Genomic DNA, 15,404 nt, shown 5'->3' on the forward strand with positions numbered 1-15,404 from the left:
CCAGGGCGGTGTCATCTCCTATGCCGCCCGCGACATCGGGGAGCGGCTGGACGCGAAGGCGCTGGTCGCGTTCACCCAGTCCGGGGACACGGTGCGCCGCCTGGCGCGGCTGCACACGCCGCTGCCGCTGCTGGCGTTCACCCCGCTGCCGGAGGTGCGCAGCCAGTTGTCGCTGACGTGGGGCACCGAGACGTTCATCGTCGACCCGGTCGAGAGCACCGACGCCATGGTGCGGCAGGTCGACCACGCCCTGCTCGGGTTGGGCCGGTACCAGAAGGGTGAACTGGTGGTCATCGTGGCCGGGTCGCCGCCCGGCACCGTAGGCTCGACCAACCTGATCCACGTCCACAGAATCGGCGAAGACCACTGACTCAAACAGTACTCATTCATACTGCACACGATTCGGTCTACGACTGTCCCTCGGAACGATCCCCAATTCCCGGTTTTAGGTTCGATTGAGGATGAACATGCCGATACTCCAAGGAACGAGTGGTGTTCAGTCCGTCGGTCGAGCACTCGACGTGCTCGAAGCCATGGCGACCGCAGGGGGTTTCATCAGCGTCACAGAACTCGCTGACAAGGCCGAACTGCCTGTTCCGACGATCCATCGACTGATTCGCACACTTGTTGGACGCGGCTACGTCCGCCAATTACCCTCTCGCCATTATGCTCTGGGCCCCAGGCTGATCAGGCTTGGGGATTGCGCTACGCAGTTAATTGGCGTCTGGTCACATCCGCACTTGTCGGAACTGGTCGCACGCACCGGAGAGACCGCCAACATGGCAGTTCTGGACGGCGACATGGCAGTTTACGTCGCCCAAGTACCTTCACCACATCCTATGCGCATGTTCACTGAGGTCGGTGGTCGAGTCTTTCTACATTGCACTGGGGTAGGCAAGGCCCTTTTACTCCAACTTCCCGACGCATCGATCCGTGCATTGCTCGCTCGATGCACCATGCCTTCATATACCGAGAACTCCGTGCGAGATACCGACGCGCTAGTCGCCGACCTGCAGCGCAGTCGACAGCGTGGATACGCCATCGATGAAGGTGAACAAGAGCTTGGAGTCCGATGCTTCTCGGTCCCAGTTCCCGGTGCACCTACACCAACAGCGATCTCAATATCCGGACCGGCAACGCGCGTGACAATCGAGTCCGCCAATGAAGTCGTTCCCCACCTCCAAAGAGTTGCGTCAATGTTGAGTGCCGAGTTCCGGAGGGAAGCAATTCCATAGACACACAGCAGAAGACGAGCATTTAGGCGCTCGGATCATCATCCTTTGGACAGCCGTACCGGGGCGGCACGGCCGCGGTACCGACGCGCCTGCTGTCGTAGTATGCGCACTCACCGGTATCGGGAAAATAGACACCGACGCACTCGATGCGCAGGCCGAGTCCGAACGGAACGCACTCCTCGACGACCCGTCCGATGTCGGTGCGGCCAGGAACCGTCACCCAGCGGCGCCCTATCCGAGCAGAATCACCAAACAGAGCCCTCAGCTTCATGTCGTCAGCCCGATTCCCTCACCCGTGCACGTGGAGTGGTTTACCGGCCACGGCCATCAGTGCCTCACCGAGCGCCTCGCCCTGGGTGGGGTGGGCGTGCACGAACTTCGCCGCCTGCGCGGCGTCGACCTCGAAGTTGTAGAGCAGCTGCGCCTCACCGATCAGCTCACCGACTCGGTCGCCGACCATGTGCACGCCGACCACGACCCCGGTCGGTGCCACCACGAGTTTGACCGCCCCCGACGTCTTCAGGATCTGGCTCTTGCCGTTGCCGGCGAGGTCGTAGGTGACGGTCTCGACGTTCTCGCCGAACTTCTCCCGGGCCGCGGTCTCGGTCAACCCGACGGACGCGACCTCGGGGTGGGAGTAGGTGACACGAGGGATGCCGGTCTCGTCGATGACGTCCGGACGGAGCCCGGCGATTTCCTCGGCCACGAAGATGCCCTGTTGGAACCCGCGGTGGGCCAGCTGGAGCCCGGGGACGATGTCGCCGACCGCGAAGACGTTCGGCACCGTGGTGCGCAGTCGATCACTGGTCACCACGAAGCCCTTGTCGAGCATCACTCCGGTCTCCTCATATCCCATGGATGCGGTGTTGGGTCCGCGCCCCACCGCGACCAGCAGGACGTCGGCGTCGAGTACGTCGCCGGAGTCGAGGGTGACGGACACCGCGTCCTCGTCCTGCGTCACCTCCGCCACCCGCACACCGGTCTTCGCGGCGATCTTGCGACGACGGAATGCCCGCTCGAGGTACTTGGAGATCGTCTCGTCCTCGTTCGGCACCAGCCGCGGCATCGCCTCGACGATCGTCACCGACGCACCGAACGACGCCCAGACACTGGCGAATTCGACGCCGATGACGCCGCCGCCCAGGATGATCGCCTTCTTCGGGACCGACGGCAACACGAGCGCCTGGTCGCTGGTGACGACCCGGCCACCGATGCCGATGCCGGGCAGCGTTTTCGGCGACGACCCCGTTGCCAGGACGACGGCGCCGCCCGTGATCAACTCGTCGTCGACCTCCACTCCGTTGGGTCCGACCAACCGTCCGCGGCCGTTGACAACAGTGATGCCGTACGAGTCGACGAGGCCCTGCAGTCCCTTGTGCAGTCGGGTGACGATGGTGTTCTGGTAGCTCAGGACCTTCTCGAGGTCGACACCGTCGAACGTGATGTCGATACCGAACTGCGAGGCGGTGCGGGCACTGTCCGCGACCTCGGCGGAGTGCAGCAGCGCCTTCGTCGGAATGCACCCCTGATGCAGGCACGTGCCGCCGAGTTCGTTCTCCTCGATGAGGATGACCGAACGGCCCAGTTCGGCCGAGCGGATGGCGGCCGCGTAGCCGCCGGAACCGCCGCCGAGGATGACGACATCTGCAGATCGGTGGGACATGGGAACTCCTTGCTGGAACGGAAGAGAATGGGGTTCAGTGAACTGCGGTTGCGGCGACGGCCTCCGCGTGCAAGCGACCGGCACGGTAGGAGGAGCGCACGAGCGGACCGGACAGGACGCCGAGGAAGCCGATCTCGCGGGCGATCCCGTCGAGCATGACGAACTCGTCCGGTTTCGCCCACCGTGCCACCGGGTGATGCCGGGCCGACGGCCGGAGATACTGCGTGATCGTGATCAACTGGCAGCCGGCGGTATGCAGGTCCCGGAGGGTCTGGATCACCTCGTCCGTGGTCTCCCCCATCCCGAGGATCAGGTTCGACTTGGTGTTAAGGCCGTCCTCCCGAGCCCGTGTGATCACCTCGAGGGACCGCTCGTACGTGAAGGCGGGCCGGATACGACGGAATATCCGGGGAACGGTCTCCACATTGTGCGCGAGTACTTCCGGGCGGGTGTCGAACACCTCGCGTAGTTGCGCGGCGTCGGCGTTGAAATCGGGGATCAGCAGTTCGACGCCGGTGCCCGGGCACAGTTCGTGAATCTGCCGGACCGTCTCGGCGTACAGCCAGGCGCCGCCGTCCGGCAGATCGTCGCGGGCCACGCCGGTGACGGTGGCGTATCGAAGGCCCATGGTCTGCACCGATTCCGCGACCCGTCTGGGTTCGCCCCGGTCGAGTGCGGCGGGGCGGCCGGTGTCGATTTGGCAGAAGTCGCACCGCCGGGTGCACTGGCTTCCGCCGATGAGGAATGTCGCCTCTCGGTCCTCCCAGCATTCGAAGATGTTGGGACATCCCGCTTCCTGGCACACGGTGTGCAGGTTCTCGCGTTCGACGAGGGCGGCGAGGTCCCGGTATTCGGGGCCTGTCCGCATCTGCACCTTCATCCACGACGGTTTGCGTTCGACCGGGGTCTGGGCATTGCGGACTTCGAGGCGGAGCAGCGGGCGGCCATCCGGAGCGACGTGGGGTGACTCAGGGGCTGCAGTCATGTGAGGAACTCCTTCGATCGGCCGGAGCCGACGAGTTCGAGAGATCCGTAGCAGGTGGCGTGAGGGCGGCACGGTACGGACGAAGTGGGGTGTGTGAGACGAGCAAAGGTCAACAGACCTGAGGGACTGAATATCTGAGCTCGAACGCTCTGCGTGTGCGGTCACGACCTGAGCAGGTACACGGAGGATGCCAAATGGCGAGGGATTTTGGCAAGGCCGCCTCCGCCTCGACAGCGGAGCTTCGAGAATCCGGTGGAGACAAATACCGAGACGTGTGTGTAATCTTTGTGGCGGACCACAACTGAATATGCCGTTGACGCGCAGCGGGAGAACCTCCGTTTCGGAGGCGCCGTAGGAGCAAGTTCCTCCCCGGGAATCTCTCAGGCCCCAGTACCGCAGCGCAGAGGCAACTCTGGAGAAAGTTCCGGCCGTACGGCCGGAACTTACCGAAGGTGAAGAGCACGCCGCAGTTGCGGTAGGCCCAAACTCTCAGGTTTCAGGACAGAGCGGGGAGGTGCCCCCTGTCGATGTCCGGTGCGGTCCGGACTCAACGAAACCGGAGTCACCTCATGTCAGTGGAAACTCGTATTTCTTTTCAATCTGAGCCTCTCACCAGCGATTTTCCGGCGCGCCACATCGGGCCCGATTCGGACGCGAACCGTCACATGCTCCGTACCCTCGGATACGAGACTCTTGATCAGCTAATCGAGGCCGCGGTGCCCGAACAGGTCCGCAGCGCGGAGCCCATGGACCTGCCGCCCGCCCGCACCGAACAGCAGGTTTTGACTGATCTGCGGGTTCTCGCCGATCGCAATGAGACCCGCGTGCAGATGATCGGCCTCGGGTACTCCGACACCATCACGCCCGCGGTGTTGCGGCGGAATATGCTCGAGTCCCCCGCCTGGTACACCGCCTACACCCCGTACCAGCCGGAGATCTCCCAGGGCCGGCTGGAGGCGCTGCTGACGTTCCAGACCGTCATCGAAGACCTCACCGCCCTTCCCCTCGCCGGCGCATCACTGCTCGACGAAGCCACCGCCGTGATGGAAGCTGTGCTGCTGATGCGGCGCGCGAACAAGGCGAAGTCCGGCACGAACCGGGTCGTCGTCGACGCCGACTGCCTGCCGCAGACCCTCGCAGTGGTGCGCGGCCGGGCCAAGTCGGTGGGCATCGACGTCGAGGTGACCGACTTCGCCGGCGGACTCCCGGACGGTGACCTGTTCGGCGTCGTGTTCCAGGCGCCCGGTGCAAGCGGACACGTGCGCGACCTGGCCCCGCTCATCGCCGCCGCCAAGGAGCGTGGCGCGCTCACCACGATCGCGGCCGACCTGTTGTCGCTGACGCTCCTCACCCCGCCCGGCGAGCAGGGCGCCGACATCGCTGTGGGATCCGCCCAGCGTTTCGGTGTTCCCCTGTTCTTCGGCGGGCCGCACGCCGGCTACATGGCCGTGCGCAGCGGGCTCGAGCGGATGCTCCCCGGCCGGCTCGTCGGAGTGTCCGTCGACGTCGACGGCAAGCCCGCGTACCGACTGGCACTGCAGACCCGCGAACAGCACATCCGGCGTGACAAGGCCACCAGCAACATCTGCACGGCGCAGGCACTGCTCGCCAACGTTGCCGCCATGTACGCCGCGTACCACGGGCCGGAGGGATTGCGCGCCATCGCCAACCGGGTGCACGCGCACGCGACCGCCATCGCGGGCGGCCTTCGCGCGGCCGGACAGTCGGTGGTCCACGACAGCTTCTTCGACACCGTACTGGTGCGCGTTCCGGCAGGGGCGCGGGAGGTCGTCGACCGCGCCGACCGCGACGGCATCAACCTGCGATTGGTCGACGCCGATCACGTCGCGATCGCCTGCGACGAGTGCACCACCGACGAGATTGTGGGCCGAGTCTTGTCTGCGTTCGGCGCCGGAGTCCAGGCGGGCACGGTCTCGCAACTGCCGCAGTCGCTGCTGCGGACGTCGCACTACCTGCGGCACCCCGTATTCCACGATCACCGCTCGGAAACCGCGATGCTCCGCTTCCTGCGCACGCTGTCGGACAAGGACCTCGCGCTCGACCGCACCATGATCCCGCTGGGCTCCTGCACGATGAAACTCAACTCCGCTGTCGAGATGGAACCGATCAGCTGGCCCGGATTCGCGAACATCCACCCGTACGCCCCGGTCGAGCAGACCAGCGGCTACCTGCAGCTCATCCGAGGACTCGAGCGGTGGCTGAGCGAGATCACCGGCTACGATCGGGTGTCGTTACAGCCCAACGCCGGATCCCAGGGCGAGCTCGCCGGACTGCTGGCCATCAACGGCTACCACGACAGCCTCGGAGAACTCGACCGGGACATCTGCCTCATCCCGCAGTCCGCGCACGGTACCAACGCCGCGTCCGCGGTGCTGGCCGGCATGCGGGTGGTGGTGGTCGCGACGGCGTCGAACGGCAACATCGACTTAGGCGACCTGCGCGCGAAGATCGCGGCGCACGACGGCAAGATCGCCGCGATCATGCTCACCTACCCGTCCACCCACGGGGTGTACGAGAACGACGTGCGGACGGTCTGCGATCTGGTTCACGAGGCCGGCGGCCAGGTATATGTCGACGGCGCGAACCTCAACGCGCTGGTCGGCCTCGCACAGCCAGGCAAGTTCGGCGGCGACGTCTCACACCTGAACCTGCACAAGACGTTCTGCATCCCACACGGCGGCGGCGGCCCCGGCGTCGGGCCGGTTGCCGTGCGCAAGCATCTGGCGCCGTTCCTGCCCGGTAATCCGCTGGGCGGCGACGACCTCGGCACCCCGGTGTCGGCCGCCAACTACGGATCGGCCGGCATCCTGCCCATCACCTGGGCGTACATCGCACTCATGGGACCGGAGGGGCTGACGGAGGCCACCAAGACCGCGGTGCTGGCCGCCAATTACGTCGCCAGGTCACTGGATCAGCAGTTCCCGGTCCTGTACACGGGCCCTTCCGGTCTGGTTGCGCACGAGTGCATCCTCGACCTGCGCCCGGTCACCAAGGCGACCGGCGTCACCGCCGAGGATGTGGCAAAACGGTTGATCGACTACGGCTTCCACGCGCCCACCCTGTCGTTCCCCGTCAACGGCACCCTGATGGTGGAGCCGACCGAATCCGAGGGCCTCGCCGAACTCGACCGCTTCATCGAGGCGATGATCTCGATCCGCCGCGAGATCGACCTGGTCGGTGACGGCGTGTGGCCGCTCGAGCGCAGCCCGCTGCGTCAGGCCCCGCACACCGCCGAACAGGTGACCGCGGACGAATGGGACCTGCCCTACCCGCGCCACCTCGCCGCCTACCCCGTCGCGTCGCTTCGCGCCGCCAAGTACTGGCCCCCGGTCCGCCGCATCGACGGCGTCCACGGCGACCGCAACCTCGTCTGCTCGTGCCCAGCACCCGAGGCCTTCGAGAACACCACCGACATCGACACTTCGGCCATCGCCGAGGAGGCCTTCGCATGACCCTCACCACGACGCCCACGTCCCCGATGCTCGGCGAGCACGCCTCGCTGGGAGCACATTTCACCGACTTCGCAGGCTGGCAGATGCCGCTGAAGTACGACAGCGAACTCGCCGAGCACCACGCCGTCCGCAAGACCGCCGGACTGTTCGACCTCTCGCACATGGGCGAGATCGCGGTCACCGGACCCGAATCCGGAGCGCTCCTGGATTACGCTCTGGCCGGAGAACTCTCGAAGATCGGCGTCGGCCGGGCCAAGTACTCCCTCCTGTGCAATGCGAACGGCGGAGTCATCGACGATCTCGTCGTCTACCGCCTCGCCAACGAACACTTCCTCGTGGTGGCCAATGCGGCCAACGCCCCTACCGTCTACCGTAGACTCGCTGGCCGTGCGGAGAGCTTCGCGGTAACTGTGAAGAATCAGTCGTCGGAGACTGCTCTGATTGCGGTGCAAGGCCCGGTCGCGCAGGACGTCGTGCAGTCCCTCGTTCCCGCCGAGCAGGTCGAGACGGTGGCGGAGTTGCAGTACTACGCGGTCACACGCGCGGTGGTCGCCGGCATCGACGTCCTCCTCGCCCGCACCGGGTACACCGGTGAGGACGGATTCGAGCTGTACGTGCCGAACGAGCAAGCCGTGCAGTTGTGGCGCGCGCTTCTCGACGCCACCGCGGCCCGCGGCGGCGTCCCCGCCGGCCTCGCGTGCCGCGACACCCTCCGACTGGAGGCCGGAATGGCGCTGTACGGCCACGAGCTGAACTTCGAGACGAATCCGTACGAGGCCGGTCTGGGCAAGGTGGTCCGGCTGAACAAGGAGTTCGTCGGCCGCGATGCCCTGCAGACGTTGTCGGAGCAGACCCCGCAGCGGGTGCTCGTCGGACTCGCGGGCACCGGTCGCCGGGCCGCCCGCGCCGAGTACACCGTGTTCGACGCGGTCGGTAAGTCACCGATCGGCACCATCACGTCCGGGGCGCTGTCTCCGACGCTCGGCCATCCGATCGCACTCGCCTTCATTGACGTCACGTACCGCGAACCCGGCACCGAACTCACGGTGGACATCCGCGGCAAGAAGGAATCGTTCGTGGTCACCTCCGTGCCGTTCTACCGCCGGCACTGACCCTGCGACGGCGTCCGCGGCTGTGCCTCACGGACTTGACGACACACAGGCTGATCGAACCATCTGCGGCCGTCTTTTCGACACCGAACCAGCAGCTTCCTCCCTCCACGCCCATCATCTCAGTCCATACCAAGAGGTAACCTAATGGCTTCCAACACGTTTCCTGACGATCGCAGCTACACCGACGACCACGAGTGGGTCCTGATCGAGCCCGGCGCCGCCCTCCCCGACGAACCGGTCCGCGTCGGCATCACGTCCGTCGCCGTCAACTCGCTCGGCGAGCTCGTCTTCGTCGACCTGCCGGAGGTCGGTGCGACCATCGTCGCCGGCGAATCGTGCGGCGAGGTCGAGTCGACCAAGACCGTGTCCGAGCTGTATCCGCCGGTGAGCGGCCGGGTCACCCTGATCAACACCGCCGCCGTCGACGATCCGGGACTGGTCACCTCCGACCCGTACGGCGAGGGCTGGCTGTTCGCCGTCCAGCCGTCCGCCGCCGGCGCGCTCCTCACCGCGGCCGAGTATGCCGAGAAGAACGGGGTGCAGGCATGAGCGTCCTGAATCGCGATCTCGCGGATTTCGATCCGGACGTCGCCGCACTGATCGGCAAGGAACTCGAGCGTCAGCGCACCGGCCTCGAGATGATCGCGTCGGAGAACCACGCACCGCTTTCGGTGATGCAGGCGCAGGGTTCCGTGCTGACCAACAAGTACGCCGAGGGGTACCCGGGCCGGCGCTACTACGGCGGCTGCGAGCACGTCGACGCGATCGAGCAGCTCGCCATCGACCGCGTCAAGTCGCTGTTCGCCGCCGAATACGCCAACGTGCAACCGCATTCGGGTGCCACCGCGAACGCGTCGGTGATGCATGCGCTGATCAAGCCGGGCGACACGATCCTCGGACTGTCCCTCGCCGACGGCGGCCACCTCACGCACGGCATGCGCCTCAACTTCTCCGGCAAGCTCTACAACGTCGCGGCGTACGGGGTGTCCGAGCAGGACTACCTCATCGACATGGACGAGGTGGCGAAGGCGGCGCGCGAGCACCGGCCGCAACTGATCATCGCCGGCTGGTCGGCCTACCCCCGGCACCTGGACTTCGCCCGCTTCCGGGAAATCGCCGACGAGGTCGGCGCGTACCTGATGGTCGACATGGCCCACTTCGCGGGTCTGGTCGCCACCGGGTTCCACCCGTCCCCCGTCCCGCACGCGCACGTCGTCACGTCGACGACGCACAAGACGCTGGGCGGACCCCGTGGCGGCATAATCCTGACCAGCGATGCGGCCATCGCGAAGAAGATCAATTCCGCGGTGTTCCCCGGTCAGCAGGGCGGCCCACTGGAACACGTGATCGCCGGCAAGGCAACGGCATTCAAGATGGCGGCCGAACCCGAGTTCGCGGAGCGTCAGGAGCGCTGCCTGGACGGTGCGAAGGTACTCGCCGAACGGCTCAGCAGACCCGACGTCAAGGAAGCCGGAATCAGCGTCCTCACCGGCGGCACGGACGTGCACCTCGTCCTCGTCGACCTGCGGGATGCCGCTATCGACGGGCAGCAGGCCGAGGACCGCCTCGACGCGATCGGAATCACCGTCAACCGCAACGCCGTCCCGTTCGATCCGCGGCCGCCGATGGTGACGTCCGGTCTGCGCATCGGCACCCCGGCACTCGCCGCCCGCGGCTTCGGCCGCGACGACTTCGTGACGGTCGCCGACCTGATCGCCCAGGCACTGCTCGCGCCCGCCGACGCGGACACGTCCGGGTTGGCCGCCCAGGTCCGGGTGCTCGCGGACAAGTACCCGCTCTACCCGGGCTTGTAACTCGTGACGATCAGTGTGTTCGACCTGTTCTCGGTCGGTATCGGACCCTCGAGTTCGCATACGGTCGGGCCGATGCGGGCGGCGGGCACGTTCGTCGACGACCTCGACACACTCGGCCTTCTCGGGGACGTCGCCGGTGTCCGTGTCGATCTGTACGGATCGCTCGCGGCCACCGGCGCCGGCCACGGCACCATGTCGGCGATCCTCCTCGGTCTCGAGGGGTATCGGCCGGAAACCATCGCCACGGAGGAGATGGAGACGCGACTCGACGAGGTGCGGGCGAGTCGGCGGATCCGTCTCGGCGGGACGGTCGACATCCCGCTCGCCGAAGACGAGATGGTGCTGCACCCGTTGACGGTCCTGGACTTTCACCCCAACGGCATGACCCTCACCGCCACCGGCGTGACCGGCCGCGAACTGCACGCGCAGACGTACTTCTCGATCGGCGGCGGATTCGTCGTCACCGGCGACGAACCGGAGCTGCCCGTCGCCGCGGGCGCGAATTCGCTGTCGTTCGGGTCGGCGCGCGAGTTGCTCGACCTCAGCGAGCACTACGGTCTCACGATCAGCGAGGTCATGCTCGAGCACGAACGGGCCCTGCGGCCCGAGCCGGAGGTCCGGGCGCGGCTCCTGCACATCCGGGACGTGATGGTCGAGTGCCAGCACCGCGGAATCAGCCGGGACGGGTACCTGCCCGGCAGTCTGCGGGTGCGCCGACGCGCCCGCGGCTGGTACGAGCGGCTGAATGTGGAGGATCCGGGTCGTGATCCCGCGTTCGCCGAGGACTGGGTGAACCTGGTGGCCCTCGCCGTCAACGAGGAGAACGCGTCCGGCGGACGCATCGTCACCGCCCCCACCAACGGGGCGGCCGGCATCATCCCGGCGGTGTTGCACTACGCGCTGCACTACACCCCCGCCGGGAAGGCCGACCCGAACGGAACGACGGTGCGATTCCTTTTGGCGGCCGGCGCAATCGGATCACTGTACAAGGAACGGGCCTCGATCTCCGGGGCCGAGGTGGGCTGTCAGGGCGAGGTGGGTTCCGCGGCGTCCATGGCCGCCGCCGGGCTCGCCGAGATCCTCGGCGGCAGCCCGGAGCAGGTGGAGAACTCGGCGGAGATCGCGATGGAACACAGTCTCGGTCTCACCTGTGATCCCATCGGCGGCCTGGTGCAGATTCCGTGCATCGAGCGCAACGCCATTTCGGCGGGCAAGGCGATCAACGCCGCCCGGATGGCGCTGCGCGGCGACGGCACCCACCGAGTCAGCCTGGACCAGGTGATCGAGACGATGCGGGTCACCGGCGCCGACATGAGCTCGAAGTACAAGGAGACCTCCACCGGCGGTCTCGCCGTGAACGTGTCGGTGAACCTCGTCGAATGCTGACCCTTGACCCCCGAAAAGAGGAAGACGGGCATGGCCTTTGTAGAACTTGAGTCAGCCACGGGTACTGCGCGTGTCAAGCGTGGCATGGCCGAGATGTTGAAGGGCGGGGTCATCATGGACGTCGTCACCCCCGATCAGGCGAAGATCGCCGAGGACGCCGGTGCGGTGGCGGTGATGGCGCTCGAACGGGTGCCCGCGGACATCCGGGCGCAGGGTGGGGTGTCCCGGATGAGTGATCCGGACATGATCGACGGCATCATCTCCGCAGTGTCCATTCCGGTGATGGCCAAGGCCCGGATCGGGCACTTCGTGGAGGCGCAGATCCTGCAGTCCCTCGGGGTCGATTACGTCGACGAGTCCGAGGTGCTGACCCCGGCGGACTACGCCAACCATATCGACAAGTGGCAGTTCACCGTCCCGTTCGTCTGTGGTGCCACCAATCTGGGTGAGGCGCTGCGGCGGATCACCGAGGGTGCGGCGATGATCCGGTCCAAGGGTGAGGCCGGGACCGGTGACGTGTCGAACGCGACCACGCACATGCGGACGATCGGTGGGGAGATCCGCCGGTTGACCTCGCTGAGCGAGGACGAGCTGTATGTGGCGGCGAAGGAGCTGCAGGCCCCGTACGACCTGGTCGTCGAGGTCGCCAAGGCCGGGAAGTTGCCGGTCACGATGTTCACTGCCGGTGGCATCGCCACCCCGGCGGATGCGGCGATGATGATGCAGCTCGGCGCGGAGGGTGTGTTCGTCGGGTCGGGCATCTTCAAGTCCGGTAACCCGACCGAGCGGGCCGCGGCGATCGTCGAGGCCACCACGTTCTTCGACGACCCGGACGCTCTTGCGAAGGTCTCCCGCGGGCTAGGCAAGGCGATGGTCGGCATCAACGTCGACGACATCCCCGTCCCGCACCGGCTCGCCGAACGCGGCTGGTGATATCACCGGATCACAAGTATCACGGATTCTCACACTCACAATTTGGCAGTAGCTTTGCGGATTCAAACAGTCCAGTAGTCGGAGCAACAAGCGCTTCTGCGCTCCGACGTGTCCATTCACTCACATATTGAGCAATTCCCAGAAATCCATCAATTGTGTGCACCGGCACCCGGCGGAATCGCTAAGGCCAGCCTAGTGTCCCGCGCGCGTGGCGAATGGCAAGTGTGGCGCGCCTTCGCCACGCTCACCCACAAACTGGACCATGGAAAGATTCTCGCTCCAACCCACACCCCAACTGCAAGATCAGGCCCTCTTAGATCACGAATCCTCGATAAGTCTTCGTTAGCTGCACCAGCCTCGAAGAGACGAGACTGCTGCGGCCCGCTGATTTTCGGGCAGTGATCTTCGTCTATCCATAAAACTGCTCCCCAGAAGTCGGAACTGAATTTCTCAGTCCAACTTTTGGGAACCACATCACAGCACGGACCAACTTCTGGAACGAGATATCAGACATCTCACAACAGAGTCGACAGCTGGTGACATCGGTCTCGAAGACGAGATCGCGAGGTAGATGGTGTTCAGCGGATGCACCTCGGGCTGGTGCAGTATTTCGACGGAGCCCGCCAGAAGCGCCTGCTCCGCAAGATATCTTGGCAGTACAGACATTCCCGATCCTGCGACGACCCCGGCCAGAACAGCTCGAAGATCTGGTACCACCGTCGAAACCCTGTTCGCAGGGCGAGTTCCGAACACACTAAGCCAATAACGACGAATGATAGGTAGGTCAGTCGCGTAGGCAACCAACGGAATGTGAGCCAAAGCGCGGGTCGGATCTGACGCCAAAAGGCTCGCATCAACTGTTAGGGCGACTGCCTTCGAAGCGATCAATACAAACTCTTCGTCGACGAAGGCTGTGGACGTGAACTCGGAGCCAGTGGGGCGTATCGCGGATACGACCAGATCCAGCTCGCCTGCTGATAACGCGGTGAGAAGGTCGGCAGCCAATCCCAGTTCGATCCGAACTTGAATCCCCCGAGATGTCAGCGAGGCAAGCGCCGGCACCACACGTACCGCCATCAAGTCGCTCGCACCCCCGATACGAACATCGCCGCGATGCAGTACTCGCATATCTGTGGACAAGGCAGTCTGCAAGGAGGCGAGTGGTTCACTGACGCGCAGCGCCAACTCGTCCCCACGCGCAGTCGGTCGCACGCCGAGATGGGATCGGGTGAACAGCGTTTCGCCGAGTCGCTGTTCCAGACGAGCAAGTTGGTTACTCACAGCAGATTGAGTGACCCCCAGGGCTCTGGCGGCCGCGGTCACGGAACCGCGTCGATAGATCTCGATGAAGGTCGATAGCAGATCGTATTCCGTCACACCACTCTCCGGGCATCGAATTATTTGTGACCCAACACCGCTGCCGCGGAATGCCTTCGCCAACTCACCAGTTGTCTCATACGTCATCACTTCGACGAAGGAAACAAACATGACTACTGTACTGATGGTAGTGACCGGCGCGGACTCCCTGACACTCAACGAGGGAAGTAGTCACCCGACGGGATTCTGGGCCGAAGAAGTCGCCGAATCCCACCGCATCCTTGTCGACGCCGGATTCGAGGTCGTCATCGCGACTCCGGGGGGTGTGGCACCGACGGCGGACCCGATCAGCCTCAATCAGCGAGGAGGCGTCGCCAACGCCGACGCCGAGCGCTTCCGTGACTACCTGCAGACCCTGGGCGAGGAACTACTCTCCCCGATCGCTGTATCCGCCGCGAAAGCCGAGGACTTCGACGCGATCTACGTACCCGGCGGTCACGGACCCATGACAGACCTTGCCGTCGACGCCGACCTCGGTAGCCTCCTCGTCGACGCAGATGATCGCGGACGCGTTGTCGCAGCACTGTGCCACGGGCTTGCCGCATTGCTGAGTACCACCTCCGAAACCGGCACCTTCCACTTCGCCGGACGCACGCTCACCGCGTTCACCAACGAGGAAGAGGCACAAGGTGGCGTCGCCAACACTCCATACCTCGTCGAAAGTCGTTTACGCGAACTCGGAGCACTGATCGAGACCGCAGATCCCTGGAGCAGTCATGTGATCGTCGATCGGAACCTGGTCACCGGACAGAACCCCCAGTCCAGCGTGGCAACTGCCCAAGCAGTCGTTGCTGCACTCTCGAACTAAGTTCGGACCGAACAATTTTCCGCACCTGGGTGTAGGGGTCGAGGACGTAGGTGAACGTTCGGCGATGTTGTTGCGCGCCAGGCGGGTGTTGGCCTTGTCGATCTGCGCCAGCGCGGACGGCAGGTCGTACATCACGGCTCCCCCATTCGTCACGGCCTCACTTCTCCATCACCTGACAATGTGGCATTGCAATGTTGCGACCCGGGAGGGAACCGGCCACCGATCAGCACCGGATACACGCACCGGCCCGGAACCGGAGATGCCCCGCATCGGCATCGATGCGGGGCACTCACCCTCGAGAGGGGATGGCGGAGGCCGCTGTCGGTTACCCGCGGGAGAGTCCGGGCTGGATCTGGATCTGCCCGGGGTTGGCCTTGGTCTTGCCGACCGTCCATTCGCCGTCCGCACCGCACACCAGGGCGCCATTGCGGTCGCCGGGCTTGCCGTATGTCACCGTCTCGTTTCCGTTCGAGTCCGTGTTCACGATCGGGCACGGACCACCGGTGGGACCGTTCGGGCCGATCGGCTCGGCCTGAGCGACGGACGCTGCCCCGGCCGCACTCAGGACCGTAAAGGCAGTGAAGGCGATGGCGGTAAAGGTTCGGCGGGCGTTGATCA

General features: G+C 65.3%; 13 protein-coding genes and 1 riboswitch. Of the genes, 9 read left to right on the forward strand and 4 right to left on the reverse strand.

Features of this window, described 5'->3' with window-relative positions; genetic code table 11:
• A partial coding sequence (locus tag G9373_RS42445) for a pyruvate kinase alpha/beta domain-containing protein (protein WP_277346748.1) occupies positions 1–370 on the forward strand: 370 nt, incomplete at its 5' end.
• Positions 371–467: 97 nt separating this feature from the next.
• Positions 468–1,235: an IclR family transcriptional regulator gene (locus G9373_RS42450; RefSeq protein ID WP_167120885.1), complete on the forward strand. Its 768-nt coding sequence runs from the start codon at positions 468–470 to the stop codon at positions 1,233–1,235.
• Between the two features lie 289 nt (positions 1,236–1,524).
• On the opposite strand, the gene lpdA is transcribed toward G9373_RS42450, so the two are convergent.
• Together lpdA and lipA are read right to left on the reverse strand one after the other, a co-directional pair.
• Positions 1,525–2,898: a dihydrolipoyl dehydrogenase gene (lpdA, locus tag G9373_RS42455; RefSeq protein WP_167120887.1), complete on the reverse strand. Its 1,374-nt coding sequence runs from the start codon at positions 2,896–2,898 to the stop codon at positions 1,525–1,527.
• A 34-nt stretch (positions 2,899–2,932) separates the two neighbouring features.
• Complete coding sequence (lipA, locus tag G9373_RS42460; protein ID WP_167120890.1) at positions 2,933–3,883, reverse strand: lipoyl synthase; 951 nt, start codon at positions 3,881–3,883, stop codon at positions 2,933–2,935.
• A 314-nt stretch (positions 3,884–4,197) separates the two neighbouring features.
• A riboswitch (glycine riboswitch) is annotated at positions 4,198–4,289 on the forward strand.
• A 163-nt stretch (positions 4,290–4,452) separates the two neighbouring features.
• Between lipA and gcvP the strand changes: the two genes are divergently transcribed.
• From gcvP to pdxS, 6 genes are all read left to right on the forward strand, one after another.
• The gene (gcvP, locus tag G9373_RS42465; protein WP_167120892.1) at positions 4,453–7,356 is read left to right on the forward strand and encodes an aminomethyl-transferring glycine dehydrogenase; all 2,904 of its coding nucleotides are present in this window, start codon (positions 4,453–4,455) and stop codon (positions 7,354–7,356) included.
• A complete protein-coding gene (gene gcvT / locus G9373_RS42470; protein ID WP_167120894.1) occupies positions 7,353–8,468 on the forward strand; it encodes a glycine cleavage system aminomethyltransferase GcvT in 1,116 nt (371 codons plus the stop codon). The genes gcvP and gcvT overlap by 4 nt, the downstream gene beginning before the upstream one ends.
• Positions 8,469–8,612: 144 nt before the next feature.
• Positions 8,613–9,017, forward strand: a complete 405-nt coding sequence (gcvH, locus tag G9373_RS42475) for a glycine cleavage system protein GcvH (RefSeq protein ID WP_167120895.1) — start codon at positions 8,613–8,615, stop codon at positions 9,015–9,017.
• Complete coding sequence (glyA, locus tag G9373_RS42480; protein ID WP_167120896.1) at positions 9,014–10,282, forward strand: serine hydroxymethyltransferase; 1,269 nt, start codon at positions 9,014–9,016, stop codon at positions 10,280–10,282. The genes gcvH and glyA overlap by 4 nt, the downstream gene beginning before the upstream one ends.
• Positions 10,283–10,285: 3 nt before the next feature.
• Positions 10,286–11,668, forward strand: coding sequence for an L-serine ammonia-lyase (locus G9373_RS42485; protein ID WP_167120897.1), 1,383 nt, complete (start codon positions 10,286–10,288; stop codon positions 11,666–11,668).
• Positions 11,669–11,698: 30 nt separating this feature from the next.
• Complete coding sequence (gene pdxS, locus G9373_RS42490) at positions 11,699–12,601, forward strand: pyridoxal 5'-phosphate synthase lyase subunit PdxS (RefSeq protein WP_167120898.1); 903 nt, start codon at positions 11,699–11,701, stop codon at positions 12,599–12,601.
• A 474-nt stretch (positions 12,602–13,075) separates the two neighbouring features.
• On the opposite strand, the gene G9373_RS42495 is transcribed toward pdxS, so the two are convergent.
• Entirely contained in the window at positions 13,076–14,089 is a 1,014-nt protein-coding gene (locus G9373_RS42495; protein ID WP_206033719.1) for a LysR family transcriptional regulator, read from the reverse strand.
• Between G9373_RS42495 and G9373_RS42500 the strand changes: the two genes are divergently transcribed.
• Positions 14,088–14,786: a type 1 glutamine amidotransferase domain-containing protein gene (locus tag G9373_RS42500; protein WP_167120899.1), complete on the forward strand. Its 699-nt coding sequence runs from the start codon at positions 14,088–14,090 to the stop codon at positions 14,784–14,786. The genes G9373_RS42495 and G9373_RS42500 overlap by 2 nt on opposite strands.
• Before the next feature lie 325 nt (positions 14,787–15,111).
• Here G9373_RS42500 and G9373_RS42505 read toward each other — a convergent pair whose 3' ends face one another.
• Positions 15,112–15,402: a hypothetical protein gene (locus G9373_RS42505; RefSeq protein ID WP_346842923.1), complete on the reverse strand. Its 291-nt coding sequence runs from the start codon at positions 15,400–15,402 to the stop codon at positions 15,112–15,114.
• Positions 15,403–15,404 lie beyond the last annotated feature (2 nt).

It is taken from the genome of Rhodococcus sp. A14 (assembly GCF_011603105.1).
Taxonomy (GTDB): domain Bacteria; phylum Actinomycetota; class Actinomycetes; order Mycobacteriales; family Mycobacteriaceae; genus Rhodococcus_F; species Rhodococcus_F opacus.

Bases quoted from the DNA above. Each gene is read 5' to 3' on its own strand.
- G9373_RS42450 (WP_167120885.1), top strand. From the start codon at position 468: ATGCCGATACTCCAAGGAACGAGTGGTGTTCAGTCCGTCGGTCGAGCA.
- gcvP (WP_167120892.1), top strand. From the start codon at position 4,453: ATGTCAGTGGAAACTCGTATTTCTTTTCAATCTGAGCCTCTCACCAGC.
- gcvT (WP_167120894.1), top strand. From the start codon at position 7,353: ATGACCCTCACCACGACGCCCACGTCCCCGATGCTCGGCGAGCACGCC.
- G9373_RS42500 (WP_167120899.1), top strand. From the start codon at position 14,088: ATGACTACTGTACTGATGGTAGTGACCGGCGCGGACTCCCTGACACTC.
- gcvH (WP_167120895.1), top strand. From the start codon at position 8,613: ATGGCTTCCAACACGTTTCCTGACGATCGCAGCTACACCGACGACCAC.
- lpdA (WP_167120887.1), bottom strand. From the start codon at position 2,898: ATGTCCCACCGATCTGCAGATGTCGTCATCCTCGGCGGCGGTTCCGGC.
- pdxS (WP_167120898.1), top strand. From the start codon at position 11,699: ATGGCCTTTGTAGAACTTGAGTCAGCCACGGGTACTGCGCGTGTCAAG.
- lipA (WP_167120890.1), bottom strand. From the start codon at position 3,883: ATGACTGCAGCCCCTGAGTCACCCCACGTCGCTCCGGATGGCCGCCCG.
- G9373_RS42495 (WP_206033719.1), bottom strand. From the start codon at position 14,089: ATGTTTGTTTCCTTCGTCGAAGTGATGACGTATGAGACAACTGGTGAG.
- glyA (WP_167120896.1), top strand. From the start codon at position 9,014: ATGAGCGTCCTGAATCGCGATCTCGCGGATTTCGATCCGGACGTCGCC.